A 25,186-nucleotide genomic window follows, 5' to 3' on the forward strand; every position below is an offset into this window, starting at 1 on the left:
CGAAGGTAGCCCGTTCTGGCTCGATGGGGGGCAACTGCGCTGGCTTCACCCTCGGGAGCCGAACTGGTGTGCGTGTGCTGCGCTGTGGGGGCTTGGTGCCGTCTGCGGCCTGACCCGAAGGGTGGGGCCTGGGTGGGTTGTGGATAACTCGGGGGTGGGAGGGGGAGGGGTGGGTTGAGGGGAGGGGGCTGCGATGGGTGGGAGGTTCGTGGGGAAGGTTGTGGTGGTGACCGGGGGTGGGGGTGGGTTGGGGCGGGCGGTGGCGGTGCGGGTGGCTCGGGAGGGGGCCCGGCTGGTGTTGGTGGATCTTGGGGTGGACGGGTTGGGGGAGACGGCGGACGTGGTGGCGGGGGCGGTGCGGGGGACGGACGTCGTGCAGATCGTGGCGGACGTGAAAAGGGAGGCGGATGTGGCTCGGGTGGTCGCGGAGACGGTGAGGACGTTCGGGCGGATCGACGGGTTCTTCAACAACGCGGAGGTCGCGGGGGAGAGGCGGCGCACCGAGGACTACGGGCCGGTGGAGTTCGACAGGGTCGTCGCCGTCAATCTGCGGGGAGCCTTCCTCGGGCTGAAGTACGTGCTGGGGCAGATGCGGGAGCAGGGACACGGGACGGTCGTCAACACCGCGATGGTGGACGGATCGGGCAACAGGGCCGCCTACGCGGCGTCCAAGGAGGGCGTCATCGGGCTGACGCGTAACGCGGGCCTGGAGTACGGGCGTCACGGGATCACGGTGAAGGCGATCGCCGTGGGGTCCGTCCTGACGCCGCCGCTGGAGGAGTACCTGGGTGGGCTGCCTGAGGGACGGGAGGCCGCCGAGGAGAGGGTCGCCGCCGAGCATCCGATGGGAAGGCTCGGCACGCAGGAGGAGGTGGCTGACCTCGTCGCCTTCCTACTGTCGGACGAGGCGTCCTTCATCAACGCCACGACCGTCACCATCGACGGCGGACGCCGCGTCGACCCATGAACGTCACCCGTCCTCAGGCGGCGAAACGGGGCGGGCCTCGCAGAACAGGAAAATGTGTGTCATAGGGCACAGGTGGCCACGGAAGAAGGGGTATTTGTGTAGTCGGTCGTGAATCATGAGTGAAGGGGTTTTTAAGTAGTCTTGGTGGTATGTCGAGCTCACCCCCCTCGCGCGGACGGCGTTTTCTGGAAGGCGTCGCCGAATGGGCGGTGATCCTTCTCGTCCTCGCCTTGGCGGGGTCCGTCTTCGTCGTCCTCATGGGGCCCGTTACCGAGCTGCTGGTAGCGCATGACCTCGCCCATCTGGTGGAAGCGGAACGAGAGAAACGGCTGATCGTGGCGCGTAAGGAGACCCGTTCAGGGCTGGTCCAGATATTCACCGCTTTGATGGCCGTAGGCGCGTTCCTCTACACGGTGAAGTCTTTCGGGCTGGGCAGGCGGACGTTGGAGAACACCGTCGAGCAGACGGGCAACCAGCACAAGGCGGCGCTGGAGACGCTGCGGCAGAGCGAGTCCGCGCAGATGACGGACAGGTTCGCGCGCGCCGTGGAGCAGTTGGCCGGGCAGGTGGAGCAGCGCATCGGGGCGATCCACGCCCTGGAACGCATCGCGGTGGACTCGGCGCGCGACCGGGGCGCGGTGCTCGACGTCGTCGCGGCCTACGCGCGCCGGGTGTCGCGGTCCCGCGCGGGCGACGAGATCCCCGAGGACCTGCAAGCGGCGATGGGCGCTCTCGGGCGGCTGCGCGCGGGCCAGGAGCCGGAGGCGGGTGAGCCGCTGCTCAACCTGCGCGGCGCGAACCTCTCCGGCCTCGCCTTGCCCGGTGCTGACCTGAGCCGGGCGGACCTGACCGCGGCCGACCTCACCGGCGCCGACCTCTCCCGGGCACGGCTAGCGGAGTCCGTCCTGGACGGGGTGGTGCTGGACGGGGCGGTCCTGGCCCTCGCCGTCCTGCCGGGCGTGTCGCTGCGGGGCGCCAGCCTCGCCGGGACGCGGCTGCGCGGCGCGGCCCTGCCCAGGGCCGACCTGACGGGCGTCCGGGGCCCAGGAGCCGATCTGGGCCCCGCCGAGGGGCGTCCCGCCGACCTGGACGGCGCGGTGCTCGCCGAGGCGTCGCTGCGCGGCGCGGACCTGACGGGCGCGCGCCTCACCTCGGTCAACGCGCGGGACGCGGACCTGACGGACGCCGTCCTCAACGGCGTTCGGGCCGCCTCAAGCGCGCTGGGTGACGCCACCCTCACGGCTGCCAGCGCGCTGGGCGCCGACTTCACCAAGGCCGACCTCACGGGTGCGACCCTGACGAACGCCGACCTCTCCGACGCCGTCCTCGCCTCCGCCCGGCTCGCCGACGCCCGCCTCAACGGCACCCGCCTGACGGGCACCGTCCTGAACGGCGTTGCTCTCGGCTCCGTCCGTGGCTCGCCCGACTTCACCGGCGCCCACACCCGCCCGGACGACCCTCCGCCTCCCGGCTGGCACCGCACCCCGTCAGGCGCCCTCGCCCGCCTCTGACCCACACCTTTTGGCGCGCGCCGTGCACCGTGGTCCGGACGTCATCTGGCGCGGCTCCTGCTGACGGCGGCGCAAGGGTCAGCGGTTCTCGTCGAGGATCTGGGCGCGGAGGCGGTGGAAGTCGACGTCCTCGGCGGGGGCGGTGACGGGGCGGATGACGGCGGCCGCGGCGGCGCGTTGGCCGGACCCGGCGAGGGCGCGGGCCAGTTCGGTCTTCACGCCGGGGTCGGTGGGCAGCCGGGTGGCGGCGGCGCGCAGGAGTTCGACGGCCTCGGCGGAGCGGCCGCCCTGGAGGGACAGCCTTGCGAGGGCCGCCATGAGGACGCCGACCATCGCGCGGTCTCTACGGGACTCGAAGGTGTCCAGGAGCGTCATCGCGTTCTGGTAGGCGTCCTTGGCGTCGTGGTCCCTGTGCTGGGCGAAGGCGACGTTCCCGAGCAGCGTGTAGGCGTCTATCTTCAGCCGCCTGTCCGGGCCCGCCTGGGCGAGGACTTCGCCTGCGCGGTGTTCGGCCGCCTCGTGGTCGCCCGCCACAAGCGACTGGACGGCGGCGGCGAGCCTGTCCTCGACGAGGTCGGGCTGATCGGGCCACGCGCGCGGGTCGGCGAGTAGGTCGAGCGGCGATAGCAGGCGGTCGCCGGCGATCCGGTAGACGGACGCCCCGTCCACGCGCGTGTGGTGCAGCACATAGCGGTCCACGAACATGGCGAGCGCGGCGGGCGGAAGCCCCGCAGACAGGACCTCCGCTTCCGGGACGAGCCTCGCGTGTCCGGTAGCGGTCATGAAGGCTCCGGCGAACCACCGGTAGAGCCGGAGCCTGTCGCGCTCGAAGCCCGCGGCGACGGCGCCGAACACCTCGGCGAGCCGTTCGGCGAGGGCGGCGTCGACGTCGGCGGGTGTCACGGGCAGGTCGCGCGGACGGTCCCAGAGCCAGCGCCCCGCGGCGCGGACGTGCCACGGTTCGGCGGTAGGCAGCGGGTCGTCCTGGTACCTGCCGGTGGAGTCGTACCTCCGCAGTGCGCACAGCGCGCGCACGGTCTCGGTGATCTGCTCGCGGGGGGCAGGCGCACCGGCTGCCGCGAACGTCCGTTCCAGCACTTCCTTGGCGGCGGGAGGCCGCAGCCCGTCCAGGGCCACAACGGCGACGCCGTCGGACTCCCCGGAGGAGGAGGCGCGCTCTCGTACCTCGTCCAGCAGGTCCTCCAGCCTGTCGTCCCGCACGCAGAACAGCAGGTGCACGCGGGGCGCGGCGAGGAGCGCGTCGAGGACGTCGGCGCGTTCGGCGGCGCGCCTGCCTCGGAAGAGGTCCTCGGCCTGGTCGACGGCGGCGAGCAGCGGCGACATGCGCGACCTGTCCCGCAGGAAGGAGCCGATGGTGCCGGGCCGGACCATGACCTCCGCGCTCCACGTGCGCAGGAGGGAGACGGAGAAGAGGTTCCGGGCGGCGGTGGCGGCCTCCGGCAGCAGGGCGTCGCGCCCGGGGTGTCCGGAAGGCAGCACGTTGGCTCTGCGGGCGCGTAGCCGGGGGATGAGGGCGGCTTCCAGGAGCGAGGTCTTGCCTACGCCCGCGCGGCCGTGCAGGACGGTGACGCGCCCGCGACGCCACAGGTCCGCGACGGACTCTGTCTCGGCGTCGCGGCCGTGGAACTCCGCGCTCCGCATTTCGGAATAGGACCGAAACCCGGAAAACGGATTTCCTGACGGCTCCCCCGTCAGCCCTGATGGGGCCATCGCCGGAATCCACCCCGTTGTCCGTGACGGCTGTGTCGCCAGTAGCGATGATTTAGCCGGTCGTATCCGGATTGTCGCACGACGGTCACCTCGCCGCCCGCTCTTGCCGGTCCTCGTGATATCCGCCGCTCAGGAGAGGGTCCGCGGAGTCCCTTTCGCAGGCGAGAATTCGGGAGACGAAGGCCGTCACCTGTGCCGGTTCGATCGATCGCACGTCCGACAGCCGCAGCGCCGTCACATCGGCCAGCTCCGTCGTGATGCCATCCGCAGGGGAATCCATCGCCCGGCTCCTTGTTAGACCTGCCCTCATCATCCTAGACGGACCGGCTCGGGACCAGTATCGGTATGGTTTCATCAATCGGCCTTTCCCCGTACGATGATATTCTCGCGATTTCCCGGAGGGGCCATGCCAGCCAACGAGTCAAGCCCCGGCGAGTCAAGGCCCGAGGTCTGGGGGCAGGTACCGCAGCGGAACATCCATTTCACCGGGCGTGAGGACCAGCTCGAACAGCTCCGCGAGCTGGTGCGGGCCAGGCCGACGGCGGTGCTTCCGGCGGCGCTCTACGGCAAGGGCGGCGTCGGCAAGACGCAGATCGCCGTGGAGTACGTCTACCGCAACCTCGCGGACTACGACCTCGTCTGGTGGATTCCCTCGGAGTTCCCGGACAACGTGCGTGCCACGCTGAGCCAGCTCGCGCCGCACCTGGGTGTGCCCGTCAGCCAGAACGAGACGGTGGACCTCGTCATCCAGGCCCTCCGGGTGGGTCGTCCTTACGCGCGCTGGCTTCTGGTGTTCGACAACGCCGACGACCCCGCCGACCTGGTGAACAGCTATCCCAGCGACGGCCCGGGCCACGTGCTGATCACGTCACGGAACTTCGATTGGGAAGGGGTCGCGCCTACGATCACCGTCCCGGAGTTCTCGCCCAAGGAGAGCCGCGACTTCCTGCACCGCAGGCTGCCGTCCCTGGGCGACGAGCAGGCCGACGCGCTCGCGGGCGAGCTGGGCCACCTGCCCTTGGCGCTGGAGCAGGCGGGCAGCATGCAGGCCCAGACGGGCATGCCGTCGGAGGAGTACCTGGAGGTCCTCCGCACCAAGGCCGGCGAGCTCATGGCCGAGGGCAAGCCGGTGGAGTACCCGGTGCCGCTCGCGGCCACCTGGAGCGTCTCGTTGGAGAGCCTGCGAGACAAGAGCGAGCCTGCGGTCGAGCTGCTTGAGCTGCTCGCCTTCTTCGGCCCCGAGGCGCTGCCGCGCTCGGTGCTGAGCGTCGGCCCCGGCGTCGTCGAGGGCGACCTGGGAGAGACTCTCAGCAGCCCGCTCCGGTTCAACCGGGCGGTGGGACTCCTGCGCCGCTACTCCTTCATCGACGTGGACGTCGAGCGTAGGACGGTGCAGATGCACCGGCTGTTCCAGAGCTTCACCCGGGAGGACGCCAGCGCGGACTCCAGGGCGACGAGCCTGAAGAACGTCAGGCGGCTGCTGGCCAACGCGCTCGCCGACCCGCGCTCGCCGGACGCCCCGGCCGACTGGCCGCTCTTCGCGTCCGTCCTGCCGCACCTGGAGCCGTCGGAGGCGCTGCGCCACCCTGAGGAGCCGACCACCAGGCATCTCCTGCAGGCGGCGGTGCGGTACCTGCACTCGGCAGGCGACCCGCTGGCTTCCGAGCGGCTGGCGCGCCGCGTCCTACGGCGGTGGAAGGACGCGCCGGAGGTGCCCGTGGCGGAGTTGTGCGCCCTACGCCGCAACCTCGGCAACGCGCTACGCGACCTGGGTTCCTACGCCGAGGCGCACCGGCTGGACGTCGAGACGGCGGCGCTGGGCGAGGCGCACCTGGACCGCGACCACCGCGAACTGCTCCTTCTGGTCAACAGCCTCAGCACGGACCTTCGCGCCACCGGCGACTTCATCGGTGCCTACCGCCTCAACGAGCGCGAAGTGCCACGGCACCGGCGCGTCCTGGGCGAGAAGGACAGGCTGACCCTCAGCCTGGAACTCGACCTCGCGCTCGACATGATGCTGGCCGGGGAGTTCCCCGAAGTGATCGCCCTGCTGAGCCGCATCTACGACGACCGGCGCGCGCTGCACGGTTCGGAGGAGCACCCGGCCGTCCAGGTGGTCCTGAACAACCTCGTGCGGGCGATCAGGCTCGGCGGCGACTACGGGGACGCCAGGGAGCAGAACGAGACGGTCTACGGCATGGTCCTGGCCACCCGCGGCCCCGACCACGTCCGGACGATGCGGGCGGCCAACGACTTCGCCATCGCCTTGCGCCTCGCCGAAGGGGCCAGCCCTGACGCCGTCGCCTTCGCCGAGGAGAGGCACGCGCGTTACGGGAGCGCGCTCTGGGCACGGCACCCCGACAAGGTCGCCGCGGAGATCCTGCTTTCGAACGTCTACCGGGAGGCGGGCAAGCTCACGGAGGCGGACGAGCTGCTACGCCGCGCCCACACGCGCATGCTGGCCATCTATGACGACGACCACCCTTACGTGCAGGGCGTGCGCAGCAACCTCGCGCTGCTGAACCGGCTGCAAGGCGAGCCGGAGGAGGCGGTGGCGCTCAGCGAGCACGCGGTGGCGAGCCAGGACGCCCGGCTGCGGGGCCGGAGCTTCCTGCAGGTCTGCTGCGCGGTGAACCTCGCGGGCGACCTGGCGGCGGCCCGGCGGCTCCCCGAGGCGGTCGAACGCGGCGAGTCCACGCTGGCCCTCGCCGTCGAGCGGCTCGGCGAAAGGCACCCCGTCACCCTCGGCTGCCGTTTCAACCTCGGTCTTGACCTAGCCGCCACCGATCCAGAGCGGGCCCTCGTCCTACGCGAGGAGGCGACGCGGGCGATGGAGGCGCGGCTCGGCCGCCAGCACCCGCGGGTCGCCGCGATGGCCGCGGGCGAGCGGATGGACTTCGATTTCGACCCGTCCCCGATCTGACCCCGGCCTCACGGGGTGGCGTAGCGGTGCCGGTGCCGAGTGGCCTGCGCGCGGGCGGTCACCCGCGCGGACGGCGGGACGGGCCGGGCGGCCAGCGTGTCGAGCGTCCGGTTCATGCCCGCGAGGAAGGCCCGGCCCAGCTCGGTGAGGGGGACCTCGGCGGCGATGAGGCGCGCGGTGTCGCGCGCGGCGTCCCGCCAGCGGCAGAAGCGGATGTGCGCGGCCTCGGTCTCGGCGCGGGTGCCCGCCAGGCGCCGCCTGCGGTCCCAGAAGGCGGCGACGCCCATGTGCGCGTAGGTGCCCTGCAGGAGGCCCGTCGCGGGGCGCGGGTCGCGGCGCCAGGGCGCGTAGTGCAGGGTCGCGGGACGGTCGGGCGCGATGAGGTCGACGAGCTGGGTCAGCATGCTCAGCTTCGCGTGCTGGGCCTCGTGCACGAACGTCTCGGCGAGCGTCACGGGGTCGTCGGGCCGGGTGCAGGCGAGGGCCCCGAACGTCCTCCGGGAGCTGCCGCTGAGCGGGCCTCCGTCGCGCGTGGCGAGTGGTACCACCACCGAGAACGCCTCGCGTATCTCTGGGTGGAAGTCCGGATGGTCCCTGGAAAGGATGCGGGCGGCCTCGCCTACCATCGCGCTCCAGTGGGCGAGCTCCTCGCCTCGTAGGGACAGCACGGAGGCGTTCGCGGGAAAGGCGTCCGGTGGGACGAACGCGTAAGGGTCGAGATCGTCGAACGTCAGATGAAGGCCGTGCGCTCGGATGGACGACAGGGGACGCACCACCCTTGGACGTCCCCCGGGCCCCGGCACGGCGTAGCCCAAGGACGGCAGCAGTAGCGCGTCATCGATAGGCGGGCACGGAATTCCGGCACGCACGGCCGCCGCGGCGGCGACCCCCGTCATGAGTCGCGCCGGAGCCGGATTCCCCGCGCGCGCGGAACGCAACGCATAAAGCGCCCAACAGCCGATCGACGGATAACGCAGCACCCGTTCCGTCTCTTCCGGAGCCCGTTCATGGGCCTCGACCAGAAGCCCGAACGCCGAGGCGACGTCGTCGTCCCCCGCCTCGTCACCCACCGCCCGCACCAACACAACAGCCCGCGCCCGGGCGACCCGTTGCAGAAACCTCAGGGCCTCCGGACTTCCACCCCCCGCCGCGATCCGCTCGAACACCGGACGGGGAAGAACCACGCGGTCCATCGTTCACCGACCCATCTCTGCTGGAGATTTACCCCAATTATCCACATCCGTGGATTTCTCCAAGTGTCACATGCCATGACCGGCTATTAGCCGGCGTGGATCGGCGCATTCGGGACGGAGGCGCGAGCGCATCCGGCAATAGCCGGTGTTCAGATCCCGGGGCGGCCGCCGCTCCAAGATCCACGGCGAACCATGACAGGCCGTGCGCCGAGCGGACGAGTCCGTAGCCGTCGGTCGTGGGACGCCGGAGAAGCAACCGCACTCAGGGTTGGCCGCGAACGGTCCTGCAGGACCGCGTCGGACAGGGGCGCCTTCGACGAACGGCGATCCGCATCCCTTCGTCCCCGCGTCCTCGGGACGGCGTGGCGCCGGACGCCGCGTGTTCACCGCGACGCCGTCGCGTTCGCGACTCGTCCGGCTTGGACGGCCACGCCCTCGGGCTGTCCGCGCCCTGGGGGCGGGACGTGCCGGCGGACCCCACGCGCCGTCCGTCCGTGACGAGTGGGGGATATGTCGGCTTTGTAGGCCGTTTATGGCCTTCGTCTAGTTGGGCGGTGTGCCGGTTTCGGTCGATAGATTCCCTCAAATGAGGGAGTCTGGATTGTGGGTGGTTTGTAGGGTGATGTCGGGATAGTCCGAGGTGTTGGGTCATGCAACACATTTCATCGATAACAAAACAGGAAATATCCCGTGGCGGAATGTCGCTTGCGCGGGATTTGACCTAGCGTCTGTTCCTGCTCCGGCGGGGTGGTGCTTCGGGGCGAAGACGTCGAAGGGGGTCTCGGCGGGTGGGCGGGTGGAGCGCTGGAGAATGGTGCAGGGCCTGCGGCGACGTGGAAAGCGCCGCCGCGGTCTGCGGAAGGTGCGGGACGCCGCTCGCCCGGCCGCATCCCGGGCCGACGCGCGTCGGGCTCGTGGTGAAGGTGGGCGGGATGATCCTGCGGACCCGGGCGGGCGTCGTGATCGGCGAGTCCGCGCACACCGTCTCGCTGCTGTCCAAGGACGCGCGGGCCGACGAGACGCCCCTCGCCGACTTCGAGCGGATGCAGCCGCTCGCCGTGCCGGGGCCGCCCGTTTTCGGCGCCGCGGGACGGTTGTGGCGGGCCGCCGGGGCCGTCAGGGTCGGCCAGCTCAACGCCGCGTGGGATCCGCGCGTCGCCGAGGGCGCCGCCGGCGCGTTCGCGGCGGGCGACCTGGGGGCGCGCAGGGCCGCCGCCCGTGACGCCCTCCTGCTCGCGATGGACGGCGCGCTCGACCTGTTGGGGCTCAGCCCCACCGAGGCGCTGTGGTACCGGGCCCACGCGGCCGTCATGGGCGGCAGGATCGACCTCGGCGTCGACCTGCTGTCCCGGCTGCCGAACGGCGCCTACCCGGCCGTCGTGCCCCTGCTGGCCACCGCCGTGCCCAGGCTGCTCGCCGAACCGCGCCTCGCGGCGCGCGCCGCCATGCTCGTCGCGCCGTTCGCCGCAGGTCGGTCGGTCGTCTCCGCCGACGGCACGCCGGACCGGGCGTGGCCCGAGGCCGCCGAGCTGCACGGGGCGCTCGTGCCCACGCCGCCGCCGGACGCCGTCGCGCTCGCCGAGTCCGCCGCGACCCGCCTGGACGGGCAGGAGCAGCGGATCGCCATGGTCACGGCCCAGGCGCTCGCGCGGGAACTCGGTCTTCCGCGCGTCCACGGGGACCTGCCTCATGTGATGGGCCTCAACGCCTACCTCACCGGACGCGAAGGCCACAGCGTCAACGAGCGGGTGGAGGAACTGTTCGCCGTTCCGGTGCCTTTGCTCGACGACCTGATCGACCGGGGAGGGCTGAGCCGCCCGCCGGAGTCGCCGCGTTGGCCGGGGGGCGCGCGGGCACACGTGCGGGCGCGTCTCGACCCCGGCGGCGCCACGGTCGAGGAGCTGACGATGGCCGGGTTCGCCGGTGAGCTGGCGCGCCGCCGCTACCTCGCGGGTGACGGCGACGCCCTGTCCGCGCTCCCCGACGACCCTGCCGTCCGCCACTACCGCGCCCTGCTCGCCTTCCGCGACGACCCGCGCAAGGTGCCGGACGAAGGGCTGTTCCCCGGAGCGGTGGAGCCGCTCACCGAGGTGGCGGCGGTGCTCGCGGCGGCCCGCCGGGGCAGGACCGTCGAGATCTCGGCGGCCCTGGCGGCGGACGCCAGCCTCCGGCCGCCGCTCACCGACGCGGCGATCGCGGGCGCGGTCGGCCTGAGCGCGGAGCTGCGCGCCGCCCATCCGGGCTGCGCGGACTGGCTCGACCTGTGCGCCGTCCGCGCGCAGATCCACGCGGGCGCATGGGCGGCGGCCGGGCACGCCGCGCGGGGCCTGGCCGCCCGCACCGGCGACCCCGCCGTCCACGACGAGGCGCTGAACCTCGCGGCGCTCGCCGACCTTGAGGGCGGCGACGCGGAGACTGCCGTGCGCGTCCTCGACGCGGTGCTCGCCGAACGGCCTAACCCGAGGCTCGTCGTCAACGCCGCCGTCGCCGCCGCGGAGACCGGGGACCTCGCGGAGGCCATGGCAAGGCTCGTCACGGTGTGGGAGACGCACCCGGACCCGGCGGCGAAGAAGGCGGTCGAGAGCCGGGCCCTCATCCTGTGGCTTCAGTCTCCCGACCCCGAAGCGCCGGACGCCCTGCGTGAACTGTTCCACCGGGCGCTGTCCCGGCCGCAGGAGGACGACGACCATTACCGTCTCCTGCTGCGCCAGGCCGCCGCCCACGACGCCGACTGGCTGGCCGCCGCCTCCGTCGTCGCCAAGGACGACGGCGACCAGAGGGACGCGTTGCACTACTACCGAGTCCGTGCCCGTGCCTCCTCCGAGCGTTACGAGACGCTGATGGACGAGGCGATGGGGGTTCTGGGCGGGCTCGCCGCCCGCCCCGACCCGGCCCCGTGGGTGACGGTCGAACTGGACCGGATGGTCGGGTTCCTCATGGAGGCGGTCCATGTCCCGTTCGGGGAGGCGTTCTACGTCCTCGGCATGGTCGAACGGCTAGCGGACGCGGGAGTTCTCACGCCGGCGGCGGAGATCGTCCTTTCGGTGCAGGTGGGCGCGCACCTCGCTGTGTTCTTCGGCGGGCAGGAGGAGGCGGGGTGCCTTACCGAGGACGCGGAGCGGCGCTGGCTGTTCCGGCCCGCGGAACGTTACCGGCGACTGCGCGACGGCCCAGCGGACGACGATCCCGGCGACGGCGTGGGCGAGGAGGTCGTGCGCTGCCTGGCGATGGCGCAGCTCGCGCTGTTCAAGTACGCGGACACTGAGTTCGACCGGTTCAGCGAGCTGTGGAACGACGCCATAGACAAGGCCGACGTCATGCAGGGCGACCGGGTCGTCGCGTTTCTGCGTGATCTCTTGAAGGACGTCCGTCCCTACCCGAGCCGGTTGCGCCGCTATCAGACGCTTTCGGTGGGCCTGCCCACTGAGGAAGAGCACGCCGAGCAGTTCCGGATCATCGGGAAAGCCTGCGACGGATGGGACGGCCAGCTGGAGCGGTTGCGGAAGGCGGTGTGACGGTGGAGCGCAACCCTTATCTGATTCTCGGTCTGGAGTTCGGCGCGTCACGTGAAGAGGCGAACATCGCGTTCGCCCGGCGCAGCAAGGGCATGCACCGTGACCCGTCCAAGGTCGATCTGCTGACCGACCTGACGTGGGCGCTCAACCAGATCGACGAGGCCGAAGGCGACCCGGAGCACCGGATCGACCTGTACCGGGTGCCCGCTGTCGAGACGGGTGAGGGCTCCGGTGTCCTGCGGCCCCCGCCGCTGCGGCCACCGGCACGCGGCGGCGATCGCGAAGCGGCCTATCGGTGGCTGCGGCAGGCGGCCGCCCATGAGTACCTCAGACACCTTGTCGCGGCGAGAGCGAAGCTGCTGGCTCCGCCCGAGGCATGAGGCCACTACCCCCCGAACGAGAGGCACCGAGATGTTCTCTGGCAGGAAAACCGACCGGCTTGTGCGAGAAGTCCGCGAGCTGGCACGCGTCCTCGAAGAGGTGCGGCGGAGCGGCAAGAAGCAGGAGGACCTGCTGTCCATCGTCGATGGACGGAGTTCCCTCGTCTTCGATGCGCTGACGCTGCAGAATCCCGGATCGACGGTGGCCGCCGAGGCGTACGACGGGCTGCGCAAGCAGATCGTCGCGGCGATGTCGGAGCGGGCGCAGCACCTGGTGCAGCTCGTCCAGCTCGACGCGGCGCTCGCCAGGGGCGTGGACGCGGAGGGGCTGCGGCCGCTGGTGGGCGAATGGATCGAGCAGGCCCGGCTCGTGCGGATCGACGACCCGGCGCATCCGCGGGCCGCCGAGCTGTTCACCGCGCTGGACGAAGGGGACGGGCCCGTCGAGGTCGTGACCCCCGCCTACGTGGACGGGAACACGGACCGGGTCGTGCGGGCCGGGGAGGTCCGGCACGTGCCCGCGACAGCGCCGGAAGACACCGTGGAAGGCCCTCAGGACGTCGAGGAGGCACGCACGTGAACGAGACCTACGGAATCGACTTCGGCACCACCAACAGCGTCCTGGCGCGCGCCACCGCCACGGACGTCGAGACGATCGCGCTGGACGACGGCGCTCCCGTCGAGTGGGCGACGCTCGGGTTCGACAGGGTGATGCCGTCGGTCATCGGTAGGGCGGACGGCGCCTACACCTACGGCTGGAAGGCCAAGCTCCAGCGGACGAACCGGCTGGAGGCCGTCAAGCGGCTGTTCGCGACCGACGACAGGATCACGGTCGGCGACGTCGACATCGAGGTGGAGTTGGCCGCGTCCCAGTTCTTCGCCGAGATGAGGCACAAGGCGCAGCAGGCGGGCCTGGTCAGGCCGCTCGACCAGGCCGTCGTGACGATCCCCGCGAACAGTCGCGGCAAGGCGCGGTACCGGACGAAGGTGTCGGCGGGCCTGGCCGGGATCGAGGTGCTGGCGCTCATCAACGAGCCGACCGCCGCGGCGATGGCTTATGCCCGTGAGATCGAGGAGGACCAGCGGATTCTCGTGTACGACTTCGGGGGCGGCACCCTCGACGTCACCGTCCTCCAGTCATTCGAGGGCACGTTCATCGAACAGTCGTCCAAGGGCGTGCAGCGGCTTGGCGGCATCGACCTGGACGCGGCGCTGCTCGACGTGCTGCGCCCGCGCATTCCGGATCTCGACTCGTGGGCCGACTACGAACTCGGCTCCTTCCGCAACGAACTCGAACGCGCCAAGGTCAGGCTCTCCACGGCCGAGTCGGTGACCACGGTACTGCCGCGTGGAGGCAAGTCCCTCACCGTGACGCGTGAGGAACTGGAACAAGCCATCGAACCGCTTGTGCGGCGCAGCCTTGAGCCCGTCGCGGTGTGCCTGAAGGAGAGCCCCGGGAAGATCGACCACCTCGTCATGGTCGGCGGCACCTCGAAGATCCCGCTCGTGCAGCGGCTCGTCAGTGCGGCCGTCGGCGTGCCGGTGAACAGCCGGGTCGACCCGATGACGGCGATCGCGGAGGGCGCCGCGATCGCCGCGGGCATCCTCCAGGGCACGATCACCGACCTCGACTTCCACGTCGGGACCGAGCACGCCCTCGGCACGATCGTGCACAACGACACGTCACCGAAGGACGGGGAGTTCTCCGTCCTCATCCCGCGCAACACGAAGTATCCGGCGCGGGCGACGGACACCTACGTCCCGGCGCACGACTTCCAGGAGTCGATCCAGATCAGGGTCGTCGAAGGGGACCCGGAGAAGCCGATCAGCCATGAGGACAACGTCGAGCTCAAGGACTGGGAGATCGACCTGCCGGGGCAGCGCCTCAAGGCGGACGCGGCCTTCACCGTGACCTACACCTACACCGTCAACGGGACGCTGGAGGTGCTCGTCAAGGATGTGGCGACGGGCGTCGAGCTGATGAGCGGCGAGGTCGGGTTCGGCGCCGGTGAAGACCGCAGGAGGCTCGCGGACCTGCACGCGCGGATGGTGCCGCCGGAAGGGGAACCGGCCGTGGCGTCGCAGGTCGGAGGCTGGGCGCTCTCCGAGACGTCGCAGGCCGCGGTGCGCAAGGCGCGGGAGCGGCTTATCCCGTTCGTCATCGACATCGACAGGCAGGAGCTGGAGCAGCGGGTGGACGCGCTGCTCGCGGCGACCGCCGACACGGAGGACGCCTTGCGCGACGACCTGGAACGGGAGATGCGCAAACACGCCTACCTGCTGTGACCGCACGCCTTTGCCCCCCTCGCCCACACCGGAAGGCTCCCGATGCCCGCCCCCGCACCACCCGTCGCCGAGCTGCGCGCCCTGGCCGCCGAACCCCGCCTCGCCGCGCGGGCCGACCGTCTGCGCGCGCTCGCCGACGACCTGGAGACGGACACCGACCTCGGCCGCTGGGCCAGGGTCGATCTCGTCGGGCACTTCGTCCGGCCCGAGTCCGTCGCGAATCCGGTGCGGTCCCGGAGGCGCGAGCGGGGAGGCATGGCGCTCGACCTGGCGCCCGCGGTGCTCATCTTCCTTCCGATCTTCTTCACCTGGACGGGCCTGTTCGCGGCCACCCGTGCGTACCGGTTGAGCCGGGGTGAACCCTCGCTGGAGGGGATGTCCTTCCTCGAACAGTGGCAGACGGGGTTCGCGGGCGGGCTCTCCCCGCTCCTCTCCTTCGACAGGATCGCGCTGCTGACCCTCGCGGGCGTGCTCCTCCTCGTCGGGGTGACGGTCGCGCAGTCCGTCGTGCAGCGGCGGGTCGAGCACGGGGCGGCGCGGGAGAAGGCCGAGCTGCTGCGCAGGCTCGCCGTCGCGCTCACCGACGCCGACATCCACCTCGCCGTCCACCGGATGGACACGGCGGCGCGGCTGGACACTGTGGCGGACGCGCTCCGTGAGGCCGCGCGGCGGCTCGCCGAGGCCGGCCGGGGATCGCGCAGGCTGCACCAGGGGGCCGTGGAGGCCGCCGCCGGGATCAGTAAGGCCCTGGACCGCGCGGAGGGCCTCACGGACGCGCTGACGGCCGTGTCGGACGCCAACGTGCGGGCCCTCACCGATGCCGCCGGCGATCTGTCCCGCGCCCTGGCCGGCGCGTCGGACGCCGCCGTCCGGGCCCTGGCGGACGCCTCGGACACGGCGGCGCGGGCGCTGGCCGAGGCGTCGGGTGAGCTGGCGCGGACGGTCACCGGGGCGTCCGACGCGGCGGTGCGGACGGTCGCGAAGGCGTCGGACGGGATCGGCGGTGCGGCCGAGCGGGTCGCGGTGGCCGCGGACGCGCTGGGCCGGTCGGGCCGGGACGTCGGCGACGGGATCGGCAGGTCGCTCGCGGAGACCGGAACGCACATCAGGGCGGCGCTCGACGACTGGCGACAGGAGGGGACGATCTACGCGCACCGCCACGAGGTGGGAACCGAGCACCTGGTCGCGCTCGTGTCCGCGCTTGAGGTGGCGCTGGAGCGGGCCAGGCACGCGATGGACGCCATGCCGCGGTCCCTCGACCGGCTGGAACACCAGTACGCGCGGTTCGACACGACGATGACGGCGACCGCCGACCGGATCGAGACCCGGCTCGACGCGTTCGCCAAGAGCCTGCCGGACGGCGGGAGCGGCGCCGTCGACCCGCTGCTGCGCGAGCTGGAGCGGGTCAGGCTCGCCGTCGAGGCGGGCGGACGGCGCCGGAGGTGGTTCGGTTGAACGCCAAGGTCACGGTGACCGCTGTCGCGGGCTGGCTCTTCGCCGACCTGCTGCTCGCCTTCGCGATCGTCGTCCTCGGCACCCAGGAGCCGCCGCCGCTGCCGACGGCCGCCCCCACCCCGACGCCGTCGCCGACGAACACCCGGCTCGCCCTGGAACGGAACTGGGTCGAGGTCGCTCTGACCCTCGACCCGGACGACGTCAGGGCAGGCCGCACGGCAGCCGTGGAAAAAGTGCGCCGCGCGCTGCGCGCGAAAGGGCGCCTGAAAGGCCGGAAGGCGGGCATCGTCCTGACCTTCGGCGCCCAGCACGACGGCGGAGAACGCTACGCCGGGGCGGTGAACCGGCTGCTCACCCGCGCCGACCCCGACCTGTTCTCCGACGTCCAGACCAGGGACTTCGCGCTGCTCGGCAGGAGCGGCGGCGAAGTCCTCCTCCAGATCTATCTCTTCTATCGGTGAGGAACCTATGAGTCAGCAAGTCCTTCCCTTCTACCTGGTGTGCGACGAGTCGAGCTCGATGAGCGGCGGCCCCGTCGACGCGATCAACGACTCGCTGATCAAGATCCACCAGGAGATCGGCGCCAACCCCGTCGTCGCGGACAAGACTCGGTTCTGCCTGATCAGCTTCAGCGACCACGCGCAGGTGCTGCTGCCTCTGTCGGACATGAGCAACGTGACGTCCATGCCCGCGCTCCAGGCGAACGGCGGCACGAGCTTCGCCGCCGCGTTCGACGTGCTGCGCGATACGATCGCGCAGGACGTCGCGCGCCTGAAGTCCGAGGGCCACCAGGTGCTGCGGCCCGCGGTGTTCTTCCTGACGGACGGACAGCCCCTCGACTCCAGCGACTGGCCCGCCTCCTACCAGCGGCTCACCGACCCGTCATGGGGGCCGCGGCCGAACATCCTCGCGTTCGCGTTCGGCGGGTACGACCTGACGACGATCCAGCAGATCGCGACGATCAAGGCGTTCGTGCACGACGGCTCGATGGGCCCGGCCGAGGCGCTGCGGGAGTTCGCGCAGAAGCTCATCCAGTCGATCGTGCGGTCCGGCACGTCGGCGGCCCCCGGCGGCGGCATGAGCCTCGCGCTGCCCGACAACGTCCCCGGCTTCACCGCGGTGCCCGCCGATGTCATCTGAGGAGGTCTTCCCTTACGCGTCCGATGGCGCGCCGAAGCGTCCCCGGAACCTCGCGGCGCACGAGGACCCACCCGCCGAGGACGCCTCGGCCGGTGCGCCCGGTGACGACGACGCGCAGGAGTGGAAACCGCAGCCCGACTTCGGTTCCGCGGTGTCCGTCGAGCGGACGGGGGCGCCACGCCAGGACGTCGCGCCGTACGCGTTCGGGAGGCCGGTCGAGTCGTCCGGCGCGGTGGGCCCGCCGGGCACGCCGCCGCCGGGCCCGGCCCCCGAGGACGTCTCGTCCGCGCCGTCGGCCGGGGCCGCGGCCCGGGAGTCGATGCCGCTCCGGCCGCTCGGAAGGTCCGGGTCGTCCGCCGAGGCGACGGTGCGGGAGGCCACGCCGCTTGCGCCTGCGCAGTTTGAGTCGCCCTTGCCGGGTTCCGGGGCCGTCGTGCGGCCTCGGCTGCGCATGCCGGGCTTCACGGGCGTGAAGCGCAGGGCGGAGGACGTTCCGGCGGCCGAGGACATGGCCGACGCGCAGGCGCCGGTTCCGTCGCGGGCGGAGCGGGAACCCACCGTGCCTTGCCGGGATGAGGAGACGCCCGTGTACACGCCGCCCGCCCTCTACGACAAGCCACATCAGCAGTACGGCACGCCGAAGGGCCTGCCACCCAAGGGAGGTCGCCCCGACACCGTCATAGACGGCGCCGACCTGGCCGGCCTGACGGTGCGCGGCACGTCCCAGCGGGGCGACGACCACCGGTGGCTGACCGAGGTCCGCCAGGACTCGATGGGCCTGTGGCCGCTGGAGGCCGCCGGGGGACGGCGGGCGCTGCTCGTCGCGGTCGCGGACGGCGTCGGCAGCCAGCCGATGTCGCACCAGGGGTCGGAGCTGGCCTGCTCGCTGCTGCGGGCCGAGGCCGAGAGGGTGCTGCCCGAGCTGCTCGACGCCGAGTACAACGAGCTGCAGGGCCTCTGGAGCGGTGTGTTCGGTGCCGTCTCGCGCGGGATGACCGAGCACATCGAGCGGGTCGGCGGCCTCCCCGTCCATTGGTCGACGACGCTCGTCGCGCTGCTCGTGGAGTACCCGACCGGGTGGACGCACGCCGTCCGGGTGGGCGACAGCAACGCCTACGTCCTGCGGGACGGCGCGTTCCAGCCGCTCTTCGAAGCCAAGGGCGGCGGGGAGATCGCGACGAACCGGACGAGCGCGCTGCCCGGCCACACCGGGCCCGCGGAGGTCGCGGTGTTCGAGCGGGCCCCGGACGACGTCGCCGTCGCCTGCACGGACGGGCTCGGCGACACGCTGCGGCATCCGGGGGTCGCGGCGCGCCTCGCCGCCCAATGGGGGGCGCCCGTCCTTCCGACGATGCTGGAGTTCGCGTGGCAGGCCGCCTTCCGGGTCAAGTCGCACTCCGACGACCGCACCGTGGTGTGCGTGTGGGGGCGGTGACGTGTTCCCCGAAGGGGTGGATCTCCACAAGCACGACCTGAGCCTCGGCGACCAGCTCGGCACCGGCGGGCAGGGCACTGTGTTCGCTCTGAAAGGCAAGGGTAAGGGGCTCGTCTACAAGGAGTACCTGAATCCGGGCATGGTGAACGGCGTGGAGCTGGCGGAACTCGTCGCGCTGCCGTCCCGCGCGTTCACCGACGCGGAGCGGCGCCGTCTGCGCGCGCAGACGGCGTGGCCGCGCAACCGGGTGCTCGACGGCGGCGTCGTCAAGGGATTCCTCATGGAACGGGTGCCTGACGAGTTTTCCGGGCAGGCGGCGGCCGGAGCGAAGCTCCTCGAACTCCAGTACCTGCTCTACCCGCCGAAGCCGCTGTGGGGCTCGATCACCCCGCTCGACGTGGATGGGCGGCTGCACGCCGTCCGGCAGGCGGCTGCGCTGTTCCAGCTGTTGCACAGCAAGGGGCTCGTCATCGGTGACGTGTCCATGGTGAACCTGCTCTGGTCGCATACCCCCGGAATCCACCTCCTGGACTGCGACGGCATCCGCAGGCAGGGCCATCCGCCCGTCACCGCGCAGGCTGAGACGCCGGACTGGGACGATCCGACCCAGCCGCCCGGAGGCCCGGACCTGGACACCGACCGGTACAAGCTGGCGCTCCTCGTCGTGCGCGTCCTCGCGCGGGACAGCGGGGTACGGCCCTTGCAGGCGCCGACGCTGTTGCCGGGGCTGCCGCAGCGGATCGTCGAGGAGGTGACCAAGCGGTTCGCGGAGGCGAACGGGCCGCGCGGCACCCGGCCGGACGCGGCGCGCTGGTGCGCGGCGCTCAGCGAGCGCGGCACGATCACGCTGGGGCCGCTGCCGCCTCCCCGCCAGCCGCCGAACCTGCCCAAGGCGCCCGTGGACCTGCCGGGGCCGCGCGGGACGATCCCGCTGCCGCCCCGGTGACCGTCCGGGGCCGCCGTGCGGCGGCTTCGGGCGGTTGCCGGGAGGGGTCAGGTGAACCAGGAGGGGGTGGCGGTGTTGATGAGGGCGCGGAGGATGGGCGGCGTCTGGAACGCCTCCTGGAGGTAGGTGGCGAGCGTCTGGAGGGCGAAGGGGTCTTCGGAGTAGGCGGCGAACATGCCGGGCTCGGACTCGAAGGTGACGAGGGGGGAGATGTCGGGCGAGCGGGACTCGATGGCCGAGCGGGCCACGCCGTTCCAGCCCGGACCGTCGCTCTCGCGGTCGCACTCCTTGAAGACGGGGCCGACCTCCGCCATGCAGTCGTCGCTGAGCATGAGGCAGTACGTGCCGGGCTTGTGGTCGTACTCAAAAAAGACGAACGGCGCGTAGGTGGAGCGATCGGTCACGCGGCAGACCCTACCGGAGGGCGCCGCGCCGCGATCGGCGTCGTGGACGACGCGTGACTGAAAGGTTCAGTAAGTGAACCTTGACGGAAAATCGGGTGATCCTTACTCTCGGGTAGCGATCGGGTCGGGGGAACCGGTCAAGGCTCGTCCACCCCCCTGGAGTCCCCTTATGACACGCAGTTCCCTCGCCGTGGGCGTCGCCCTGCTTACGGCGGTCGCCCTCCTCCCCGCCACACCGGCGCAGGCCGCGCCGCAGCAGCGCACGGTCAAGGTGCGCAGCTTCGACGGCGTACGCATCACCACCCACTTCTTCCGTGCCCCCGGCCTGAAGAAGGGCGAACGGCGTCCCGTCGTGCTGCTCGGCCACGGATGGGCGGGCCGTGGCGAGACCAAGCGCAAGGAAGGGCAACTCGGGTACCTCCTGAAGGCCGGATACAACGTCGTCACCTGGAACGCGCGAGGGTTCGGCTCGGGTGGACGTGCCAACGTCGACGACCCGCGCGTGGAAGGCCGCGACATGAAGCGGCTCATCAACTGGATCGCCAGGCAGCCCGAGGTGAAGCTCGACAGGAAGGGCGATCCAAGGCTCGGCATGGCGGGTGGCTCCTACGGCGGCGCGATCCAACTCGTGACGGCGGGACTCGACCGCCGGGTGGACGTGATCGTCCCGACCATCGCCTTCCACAACCTCGTGGACACCCTGTACACGGACGGCTTCTTCCGGGCGGGCTGGGGACTCCTGCTCTGCTCGGCGGGCCTACGCGGCGGCAACAAGCTCGCGTGGCAGGTCGAGAAGGGCTGCGTCACCGGGCTGGCCAGCGGCGAGATCCCCGGCGACGTCGAGCGCTGGTTCCGCGAGCACGGGCCAGCCCACCTCGTGAAGCGCATCAAGGTGCCTACGCTGGTGCTTCAGGGCACCGTGGACACGCTGTTCACGCTGCGCCAAGGGGTCGCGACCTACAAGCAGGTCAAGGCCAACGGGGCGCCCGCCAAGATGGTCTGGTTCTGCGGCGGCCACGGCGCCTGTAAGACGAACGACGGGCCTGACGACCACCTGGAGAAGGCCACCCTTGCCTGGTTCGCCCGGTACCTGAAGGGCGACCGGAGCGTGGACACGGGTCCGGGCTTCGAGTACATTGACCAGCACGGCGTCTACCGGGGCGCGCCCTCCTACCCGCCTGCCTCGGCGGGCTCCCTGGACGCGCGGGGTACGGGCGCGCTGAAGTTCTCGCGAGCCGACGTCTTCCCTTACCTGTCGCAGGAGCAGGAGGCGCCTTCCGGGCCGCTGCCCGTGCCGTCCTACGTGGTGGCGGCGGAGCCCGCGAAGAAGGCGGTGAACGTCCCGATCCCCGCGCCGTCCGGCGGGGCACAGGCGGTCGGGTCGCCTCAGGTGACGCTGCACTACAAGGGCACCGCGAAGAAGGCGAGGACCGCCCTGTTCGCGCAGATCGTGGACCGTAGGAGCGGGCTCGTCCTGGGCAACCAGGCGACGCCGCTGCCTGTCGTGCTCGATGGCAGGCCGCGCACGGTGACGCGCGAGCTGGAGGCGATCGCGCACACGCTCACCCCGAACGCGGACCTCGTGCTGCAGATCGTCCCGATCACCGGGCTGTTCGACTGGCAGCGGTCGGCGGGCTCGGTCGAGCTGGAGGCGAAGATCAGCGTCCCGCTGTCGCATCCGGGGCCGCGCCTGTAAGCGCTCGTAGATAAGGGCGATGCCTCGTGGGGAGGCATCGCCCTTGTCATGCGCTGGCGGGGCGCGTTACAGGCCCCAGAGGTCGGCCATCCGGAGGTGCGGGACGGCTTCGGCGTCCCTGCTCTGCCGCTGCAGGGTGCGGCCCAGCATCAGGTGCGCGTACGCCTCGGTCGGGTCGAGGTCGAGGACGGCGCGCAGCTCGGCCTCCGCCCTACGCAGCTGCGCGGAGTGGAAGTAGGCGCGGGCCAGAAGCAGCCGGGTCGCGACCTGGCCGGGGAACTCCTCGGCGAGGGGCGTGAGCAGCTCGATCGCGGAGCGGTAGTCCTTGGCCGTGAAGAACGCGGTGGCGCGCTCCCAGCGGTCCGCCGGGGCGCCCGTCGTCGCACCGGTGAACCCGGCGATGTTCGGGAAAGTCCGCATGCTTCCTCCTTCGTGACGTCCGAACGCTCCGGGCCGCCGGGATATTTCCCCTGGTGGGAAGGGGTGTGTCGGGAATCTCCATGATTCGTGGTGGTATGGGGTCATGGACGCGGTGGTGGCCGACGGCCTCCTCAGGGACTTCGGCGGCGGTAGGCGCGTAGGCCCGGTGGGCTTCACGGTGCGCGCAGGCGAACTCGTCGCCCTACGCGGCTCGAACGGCGCCGGTAAATCGACGATCCTGCGCGCCGTCTGCGGTGAGGAAAGGCCGGACGCGGGCTCCGTCCACGTGCTGGGCCGCGCCCCCCGCCGCGCCGCCTCCTGGTTCCGCACCGAGGTCGGCGTGCTGGAGGACCGCAGCGCCTTCCCCGACCTGACCGTCCGCGAGCACCTCGAACTCGTCGCCGTAGGGCACGGCCTCGGCGCCGAGCGGGCCGCGTCCGTCGCGGCGGCCTGCCGCCTCGCCGACCACGCCGACCTGAGCCCGCACAAGCTGAGCAGCGGCCTGCGCCAGCTCTTCGCCCTCGCCGCGATCCTCATCCCCGAGCGCACCCGCCTGCTCGTCCTCGACGAGCCGGAACGCCACCTGGACGCCCGCGCGCGCACCTGGCTCGCCGCCACCCTGCGCGCCCGCGCCGCGACCGGCACCGCCGTCCTCACCGCCACCCACGCCCCCGAACTCGCGGCCGCCGCCACCCGCGCCGTCACCCTCGCGTGACCCCGCCGACGAGCGTCCGGGTGCCTCGGCGGCGGGCGAAGGGGGCGGTGGCGTACCGGGTGTACGTGGTGCTGCTGTGTGTTGGGTTGGCGACGGTGGTGGGCGGCGGGTGGGTGCGGGACGCGCTGGCGGCGGACGTCGCGGCGACGCGGGCGGCGGCGGCCGTGCCGTTCGGGGTGGCGGCGGTGGCGTTGACGGCGCTGTGGGGCGCGGTGCGGGAGGGCGCGCTGCGCGGGCCGGTCTCGGTGCCGGGGCCGGTGATCGACTGGGTGCTGACGTCGCCCGTGAGCTGGGAGCGGGTCCTGGGCGGCGCGTATGCCCGTGACGTCCTCGCGCGCGCGCTCGTGGGGGCGGCGGGCTGCGTCGCGCTGCTCCTGGTGCTGCGCGCGACGGTCCTTCCGATCGCGCCCGGCGCTCTGGGGCCGCTGCTCTGGGCCGCGTTGGCGGGGGCTTTCCTTGGCGCGCTCTCCGCCGGGCTCCGGGCGCTCGACCTTGCACCCCGAACCCTGTACTTCGTGCTCCCGCTGGCCCTCCTTGCCGTGGCCGCCGCCCTCACCTGGACGGCCGGGTTGTGGCTGGGTCCGTGGGGGTGGGCGGGGATCGTCCTCGCGGGCGAGGAGGGGGCGCCGGTGGCGCTGGCGCTGCTGGGGGCGACGGCCCTGGGCGCCGTCGTGGTGGGCGGAAGGCGGCTCTTCCGGGTGGGGTTCAAGGAACTGCGGCGTGGGGCGGAGGTGACGGCGGCCGTCAAGGGCGGTCTGTGGGTGACCGATCCAGGGTGGGCCGGTGTGGTCGGGGAGGGCAGGAAGGCGGAGAAGGCGGGACGCGTCCGGTTGCCCGTGCCCAGACGCGGGTGGCTGCTCGCACCCTGGCGGGACGCGGTGGGGCTGCTCCGGGACGGGGAAGGCTGCGTCCGTGCTGCGGCGCTGCTCGTCGTCGCGTTCGTCGCCGTAGGGCAGGGCGGGAACCTCTGGCTCGCGGTCGGATGCGGCTGCCTCTACCTCGCGGCTTCGGCGCTGCTGGACGGGGCGCGGATGTGCGCGCTCCAGCCCGCGCGCGCACGGTTCTTCCCGGGCCCGCCGCCGATGGTGGCGCTCGCGCTCGGGGTGACGCCGCTGCTCGTCGCGGGAGCGCTGGCGCTGCCTGCGGGGGTGGCGCTGGCGCTGCTGGGGGTCGACCCCGTGGGGCTCGCCTGGGCGGTCGGGCTGCTGCCCGCGGCCGTCGGCGCGGCGCTCGCGGGTGCTTATCGCGGCCAGATGCCGCCGACGCTGCTTGCGGGGTTCGACACGCCCTTCGGCAACAGCGCGGGCTTCCAGGTGGTGTTCTGGCACGGGGCGGGGCCGTTGGCGCTGTTCGGCGCGGCGCTGGGCGCTGCCGGATGGGGGGTGCCCGCGCTCGTCGCGGCGACGGTGGGGATCGGAGTGTGGGCGTCCCGCAGGGGCGCCCGTGCGTTCGTCTGAGGGCTCAGGGGGTGGTCGCCGGGGCGAGGATGCCCGCGGTGCGCTGGCGCGCGCGTGCGGCCTGCCAGAGGCGGGACCAGCGGGCGTCGAGGTGGCGGTCGATCCGTGACGACGGGGGGTTGGGGTTGCCGGGGAAGGAGTGGGAGCGGGCGAACTCCTTGGCCAGCCGCTCCGGGTCAAGGATGTGGGCCGCCCAACGCGAGCCTTCGGCCGGGTCGTGGACGAGTTCCTCGTAGTCGAGGAAAGCGACACGGTCCAGGGGGAGCCGCGCGGTGGCGCGCAGCATGCCGAGCACCCGCAGCCGCAGGTTCCAGCGGCCGACGAGGCTGAGGAGCGCGGCGCCGGGACGGGTGAGCTGGGCGCGGATCGCCAGCCGGACGACGCGGCTGTGGCCGGTCAGCGCCATCCCGTAGGCGGTGCTGCGGGCGCCCCGGGCGAGCGCCCGGTCGGCGCTGCCGTAGATCCCGGCGAGCGGCCTGCGGGTGAGGATGATCCGGGCGTCGGGGAAGCAGCGCAGGAGGAGCGCCTCCCGGCCGGTGTCCGACGGGTTCTTCAGGACCGCCACACCGGCCCGCCGCTTGATCTCCTCCGCGACGCGTCCAAGGAGGCCCGCTCCGCGCGGATGGAAGCGCGACGACAGCAGCCCCGACACCTTCTGGTCCACCAGGAGCCAGCCGTACTCCTCGGGCGTGTCCGCGCGGACGGGCCTGGCGTCCACCCCGCGGTCCACCGGTTCCGGCGCCTCGACCAGCGCGTTCAGCCGGGTCGCGAGTCCGGGCGAGCCATGCCTGACCAGGTCGCCGACGGTGAAGGGCGCGCCCCCCGACGCCGCCGCGACCGCCTCAAGCAGCACCGTGGTGCCGCTTCGGTTGAATCCGCTCACGAATACGATCAAAATGCTCTCCCGGCGCGTGGTGCGAACACACAAGGAAGAATCTTCGGATCGCCATAGAAGCTGGATTCTCAGCACCTATCTAGCTTGTTACTGACAAATTTCACAATATTACGACGC

Annotated in this window: 21 protein-coding genes; 15 read left to right on the plus strand and 6 right to left on the minus strand. The window is 72.0% G+C overall.

The annotated features are described in order from the left end of the window. The first annotated feature begins 226 nt into the window (after positions 1 to 226). Positions 227 to 967, plus strand: coding sequence for an SDR family oxidoreductase (locus tag LO762_RS00125; protein WP_308103155.1), 741 nt, complete (start codon positions 227 to 229; stop codon positions 965 to 967). A 149-nt stretch (positions 968 to 1,116) separates the two neighbouring features. Beyond that, entirely contained in the window at positions 1,117 to 2,478 is a 1,362-nt protein-coding gene (locus LO762_RS00130; protein ID WP_230611038.1) for a pentapeptide repeat-containing protein, read from the plus strand. Between the two features lie 78 nt (positions 2,479 to 2,556). On the opposite strand, the gene LO762_RS00135 is transcribed toward LO762_RS00130, so the two are convergent. After that, positions 2,557 to 4,209 (minus strand): tetratricopeptide repeat protein, encoded by a 1,653-nt coding sequence (locus LO762_RS00135; RefSeq protein ID WP_374201516.1) that lies wholly within the window; start codon positions 4,207 to 4,209, stop codon positions 2,557 to 2,559. An 85-nt stretch (positions 4,210 to 4,294) separates the two neighbouring features. Then, the gene (locus tag LO762_RS00140) at positions 4,295 to 4,489 is read right to left on the minus strand and encodes a hypothetical protein (protein ID WP_230611044.1); all 195 of its coding nucleotides are present in this window, start codon (positions 4,487 to 4,489) and stop codon (positions 4,295 to 4,297) included. A 126-nt stretch (positions 4,490 to 4,615) separates the two neighbouring features. Here LO762_RS00140 and fxsT point away from each other — a divergent pair, with 126 nt between their 5' ends. Next, positions 4,616 to 7,132, plus strand: a complete 2,517-nt coding sequence (gene fxsT, locus LO762_RS00145; protein ID WP_230611047.1) for an FxSxx-COOH system tetratricopeptide repeat protein — start codon at positions 4,616 to 4,618, stop codon at positions 7,130 to 7,132. An 8-nt stretch (positions 7,133 to 7,140) separates the two neighbouring features. On the opposite strand, the gene LO762_RS33280 is transcribed toward fxsT, so the two are convergent. Continuing rightward, positions 7,141 to 8,202 carry an HEXXH motif-containing putative peptide modification protein gene (locus LO762_RS33280; RefSeq protein WP_230611049.1) on the minus strand — a complete coding sequence of 354 codons (1,062 nt, stop codon included), beginning with the start codon at positions 8,200 to 8,202 and terminating at the stop codon, positions 7,141 to 7,143. 1,055 nt (positions 8,203 to 9,257) lie between these two features. On the opposite strand from LO762_RS33280, the gene LO762_RS00155 reads away from it, so the two are divergent. The 9 genes from LO762_RS00155 to LO762_RS00195 are packed head-to-tail and all read left to right on the plus strand — an operon-like array spanning position 9,258 to position 19,482. Continuing rightward, positions 9,258 to 11,840 carry a tetratricopeptide repeat protein gene (locus LO762_RS00155; protein WP_230611051.1) on the plus strand — a complete coding sequence of 861 codons (2,583 nt, stop codon included), beginning with the start codon at positions 9,258 to 9,260 and terminating at the stop codon, positions 11,838 to 11,840. After that, on the plus strand, positions 11,837 to 12,220 hold the full coding sequence (locus tag LO762_RS00160) for a hypothetical protein (RefSeq protein ID WP_230611054.1): 384 nt from the start codon (positions 11,837 to 11,839) through the stop codon (positions 12,218 to 12,220). The genes LO762_RS00155 and LO762_RS00160 overlap by 4 nt, the downstream gene beginning before the upstream one ends. Before the next feature lie 31 nt (positions 12,221 to 12,251). Beyond that, a complete protein-coding gene (locus LO762_RS00165) occupies positions 12,252 to 12,800 on the plus strand; it encodes a hypothetical protein (protein WP_230611056.1) in 549 nt (182 codons plus the stop codon). Further along, on the plus strand, positions 12,797 to 14,506 hold the full coding sequence (locus tag LO762_RS00170) for an Hsp70 family protein (protein ID WP_230611060.1): 1,710 nt from the start codon (positions 12,797 to 12,799) through the stop codon (positions 14,504 to 14,506). Before LO762_RS00165 ends, LO762_RS00170 begins: the two co-directional genes overlap by 4 nt. 42 nt (positions 14,507 to 14,548) lie before the next feature. Further along, the gene (locus tag LO762_RS00175; RefSeq protein ID WP_230611063.1) at positions 14,549 to 15,961 is read left to right on the plus strand and encodes a hypothetical protein; all 1,413 of its coding nucleotides are present in this window, start codon (positions 14,549 to 14,551) and stop codon (positions 15,959 to 15,961) included. Continuing rightward, entirely contained in the window at positions 15,958 to 16,422 is a 465-nt protein-coding gene (locus tag LO762_RS00180) for a hypothetical protein (protein ID WP_230611066.1), read from the plus strand. The genes LO762_RS00175 and LO762_RS00180 overlap by 4 nt, the downstream gene beginning before the upstream one ends. 7 nt (positions 16,423 to 16,429) lie before the next feature. Continuing rightward, positions 16,430 to 17,101, plus strand: a complete 672-nt coding sequence (locus LO762_RS00185; RefSeq protein WP_230611069.1) for a VWA domain-containing protein — start codon at positions 16,430 to 16,432, stop codon at positions 17,099 to 17,101. Further along, complete coding sequence (locus LO762_RS00190; RefSeq protein ID WP_230611073.1) at positions 17,091 to 18,536, plus strand: protein phosphatase 2C domain-containing protein; 1,446 nt, start codon at positions 17,091 to 17,093, stop codon at positions 18,534 to 18,536. Before LO762_RS00185 ends, LO762_RS00190 begins: the two co-directional genes overlap by 11 nt. A gap of 16 nt (positions 18,537 to 18,552) precedes the next feature. Continuing rightward, positions 18,553 to 19,482, plus strand: coding sequence for a hypothetical protein (locus tag LO762_RS00195; protein ID WP_230611077.1), 930 nt, complete (start codon positions 18,553 to 18,555; stop codon positions 19,480 to 19,482). Between the two features lie 47 nt (positions 19,483 to 19,529). On the opposite strand, the gene LO762_RS00200 is transcribed toward LO762_RS00195, so the two are convergent. Further along, positions 19,530 to 19,886, minus strand: coding sequence for an Imm51 family immunity protein (locus tag LO762_RS00200; RefSeq protein ID WP_230611080.1), 357 nt, complete (start codon positions 19,884 to 19,886; stop codon positions 19,530 to 19,532). A 169-nt stretch (positions 19,887 to 20,055) separates the two neighbouring features. Between LO762_RS00200 and LO762_RS00205 the strand changes: the two genes are divergently transcribed. Beyond that, the gene (locus tag LO762_RS00205) at positions 20,056 to 21,582 is read left to right on the plus strand and encodes an alpha/beta fold hydrolase (RefSeq protein WP_230611083.1); all 1,527 of its coding nucleotides are present in this window, start codon (positions 20,056 to 20,058) and stop codon (positions 21,580 to 21,582) included. A 66-nt stretch (positions 21,583 to 21,648) separates the two neighbouring features. On the opposite strand, the gene LO762_RS00210 is transcribed toward LO762_RS00205, so the two are convergent. Further along, on the minus strand, positions 21,649 to 22,002 hold the full coding sequence (locus LO762_RS00210; RefSeq protein ID WP_230611086.1) for a tetratricopeptide repeat protein: 354 nt from the start codon (positions 22,000 to 22,002) through the stop codon (positions 21,649 to 21,651). Between the two features lie 103 nt (positions 22,003 to 22,105). On the opposite strand from LO762_RS00210, the gene LO762_RS00215 reads away from it, so the two are divergent. Together LO762_RS00215 and LO762_RS00220 are read left to right on the plus strand one after the other, a co-directional pair. Beyond that, positions 22,106 to 22,717: an ATP-binding cassette domain-containing protein gene (locus LO762_RS00215; RefSeq protein ID WP_230611089.1), complete on the plus strand. Its 612-nt coding sequence runs from the start codon at positions 22,106 to 22,108 to the stop codon at positions 22,715 to 22,717. A 47-nt stretch (positions 22,718 to 22,764) separates the two neighbouring features. Next, entirely contained in the window at positions 22,765 to 24,174 is a 1,410-nt protein-coding gene (locus tag LO762_RS00220) for a DUF6297 family protein (protein ID WP_230611092.1), read from the plus strand. A gap of 4 nt (positions 24,175 to 24,178) precedes the next feature. On the opposite strand, the gene LO762_RS00225 is transcribed toward LO762_RS00220, so the two are convergent. Then, the gene (locus tag LO762_RS00225) at positions 24,179 to 25,057 is read right to left on the minus strand and encodes a sulfotransferase (protein WP_230611095.1); all 879 of its coding nucleotides are present in this window, start codon (positions 25,055 to 25,057) and stop codon (positions 24,179 to 24,181) included. Between the last annotated feature and the right edge of the window lie 129 nt (positions 25,058 to 25,186).

The organism is Actinocorallia sp. API 0066 (assembly GCF_020991275.1).
Taxonomy (GTDB): domain Bacteria; phylum Actinomycetota; class Actinomycetes; order Streptosporangiales; family Streptosporangiaceae; genus Actinocorallia.

Coding starts and splice junctions, on each gene's coding strand:
- LO762_RS00130 (WP_230611038.1), top strand. CDS start 1,117: ATGTCGAGCTCACCCCCCTCGCGCGGACGGCGTTTTCTGGAAGGCGTC.
- LO762_RS00135 (WP_374201516.1), bottom strand. CDS start 4,209: ATGGCCCCATCAGGGCTGACGGGGGAGCCGTCAGGAAATCCGTTTTCC.
- LO762_RS00140 (WP_230611044.1), bottom strand. CDS start 4,489: ATGGATTCCCCTGCGGATGGCATCACGACGGAGCTGGCCGATGTGACG.
- fxsT (WP_230611047.1), top strand. CDS start 4,616: ATGCCAGCCAACGAGTCAAGCCCCGGCGAGTCAAGGCCCGAGGTCTGG.
- LO762_RS00155 (WP_230611051.1), top strand. CDS start 9,258: ATGATCCTGCGGACCCGGGCGGGCGTCGTGATCGGCGAGTCCGCGCAC.
- LO762_RS00165 (WP_230611056.1), top strand. CDS start 12,252: ATGTTCTCTGGCAGGAAAACCGACCGGCTTGTGCGAGAAGTCCGCGAG.
- LO762_RS00175 (WP_230611063.1), top strand. CDS start 14,549: ATGCCCGCCCCCGCACCACCCGTCGCCGAGCTGCGCGCCCTGGCCGCC.
- LO762_RS00185 (WP_230611069.1), top strand. CDS start 16,430: ATGAGTCAGCAAGTCCTTCCCTTCTACCTGGTGTGCGACGAGTCGAGC.
- LO762_RS00190 (WP_230611073.1), top strand. CDS start 17,091: ATGTCATCTGAGGAGGTCTTCCCTTACGCGTCCGATGGCGCGCCGAAG.
- LO762_RS00205 (WP_230611083.1), top strand. CDS start 20,056: ATGACACGCAGTTCCCTCGCCGTGGGCGTCGCCCTGCTTACGGCGGTC.
- LO762_RS00210 (WP_230611086.1), bottom strand. CDS start 22,002: ATGCGGACTTTCCCGAACATCGCCGGGTTCACCGGTGCGACGACGGGC.
- LO762_RS00215 (WP_230611089.1), top strand. CDS start 22,106: ATGGACGCGGTGGTGGCCGACGGCCTCCTCAGGGACTTCGGCGGCGGT.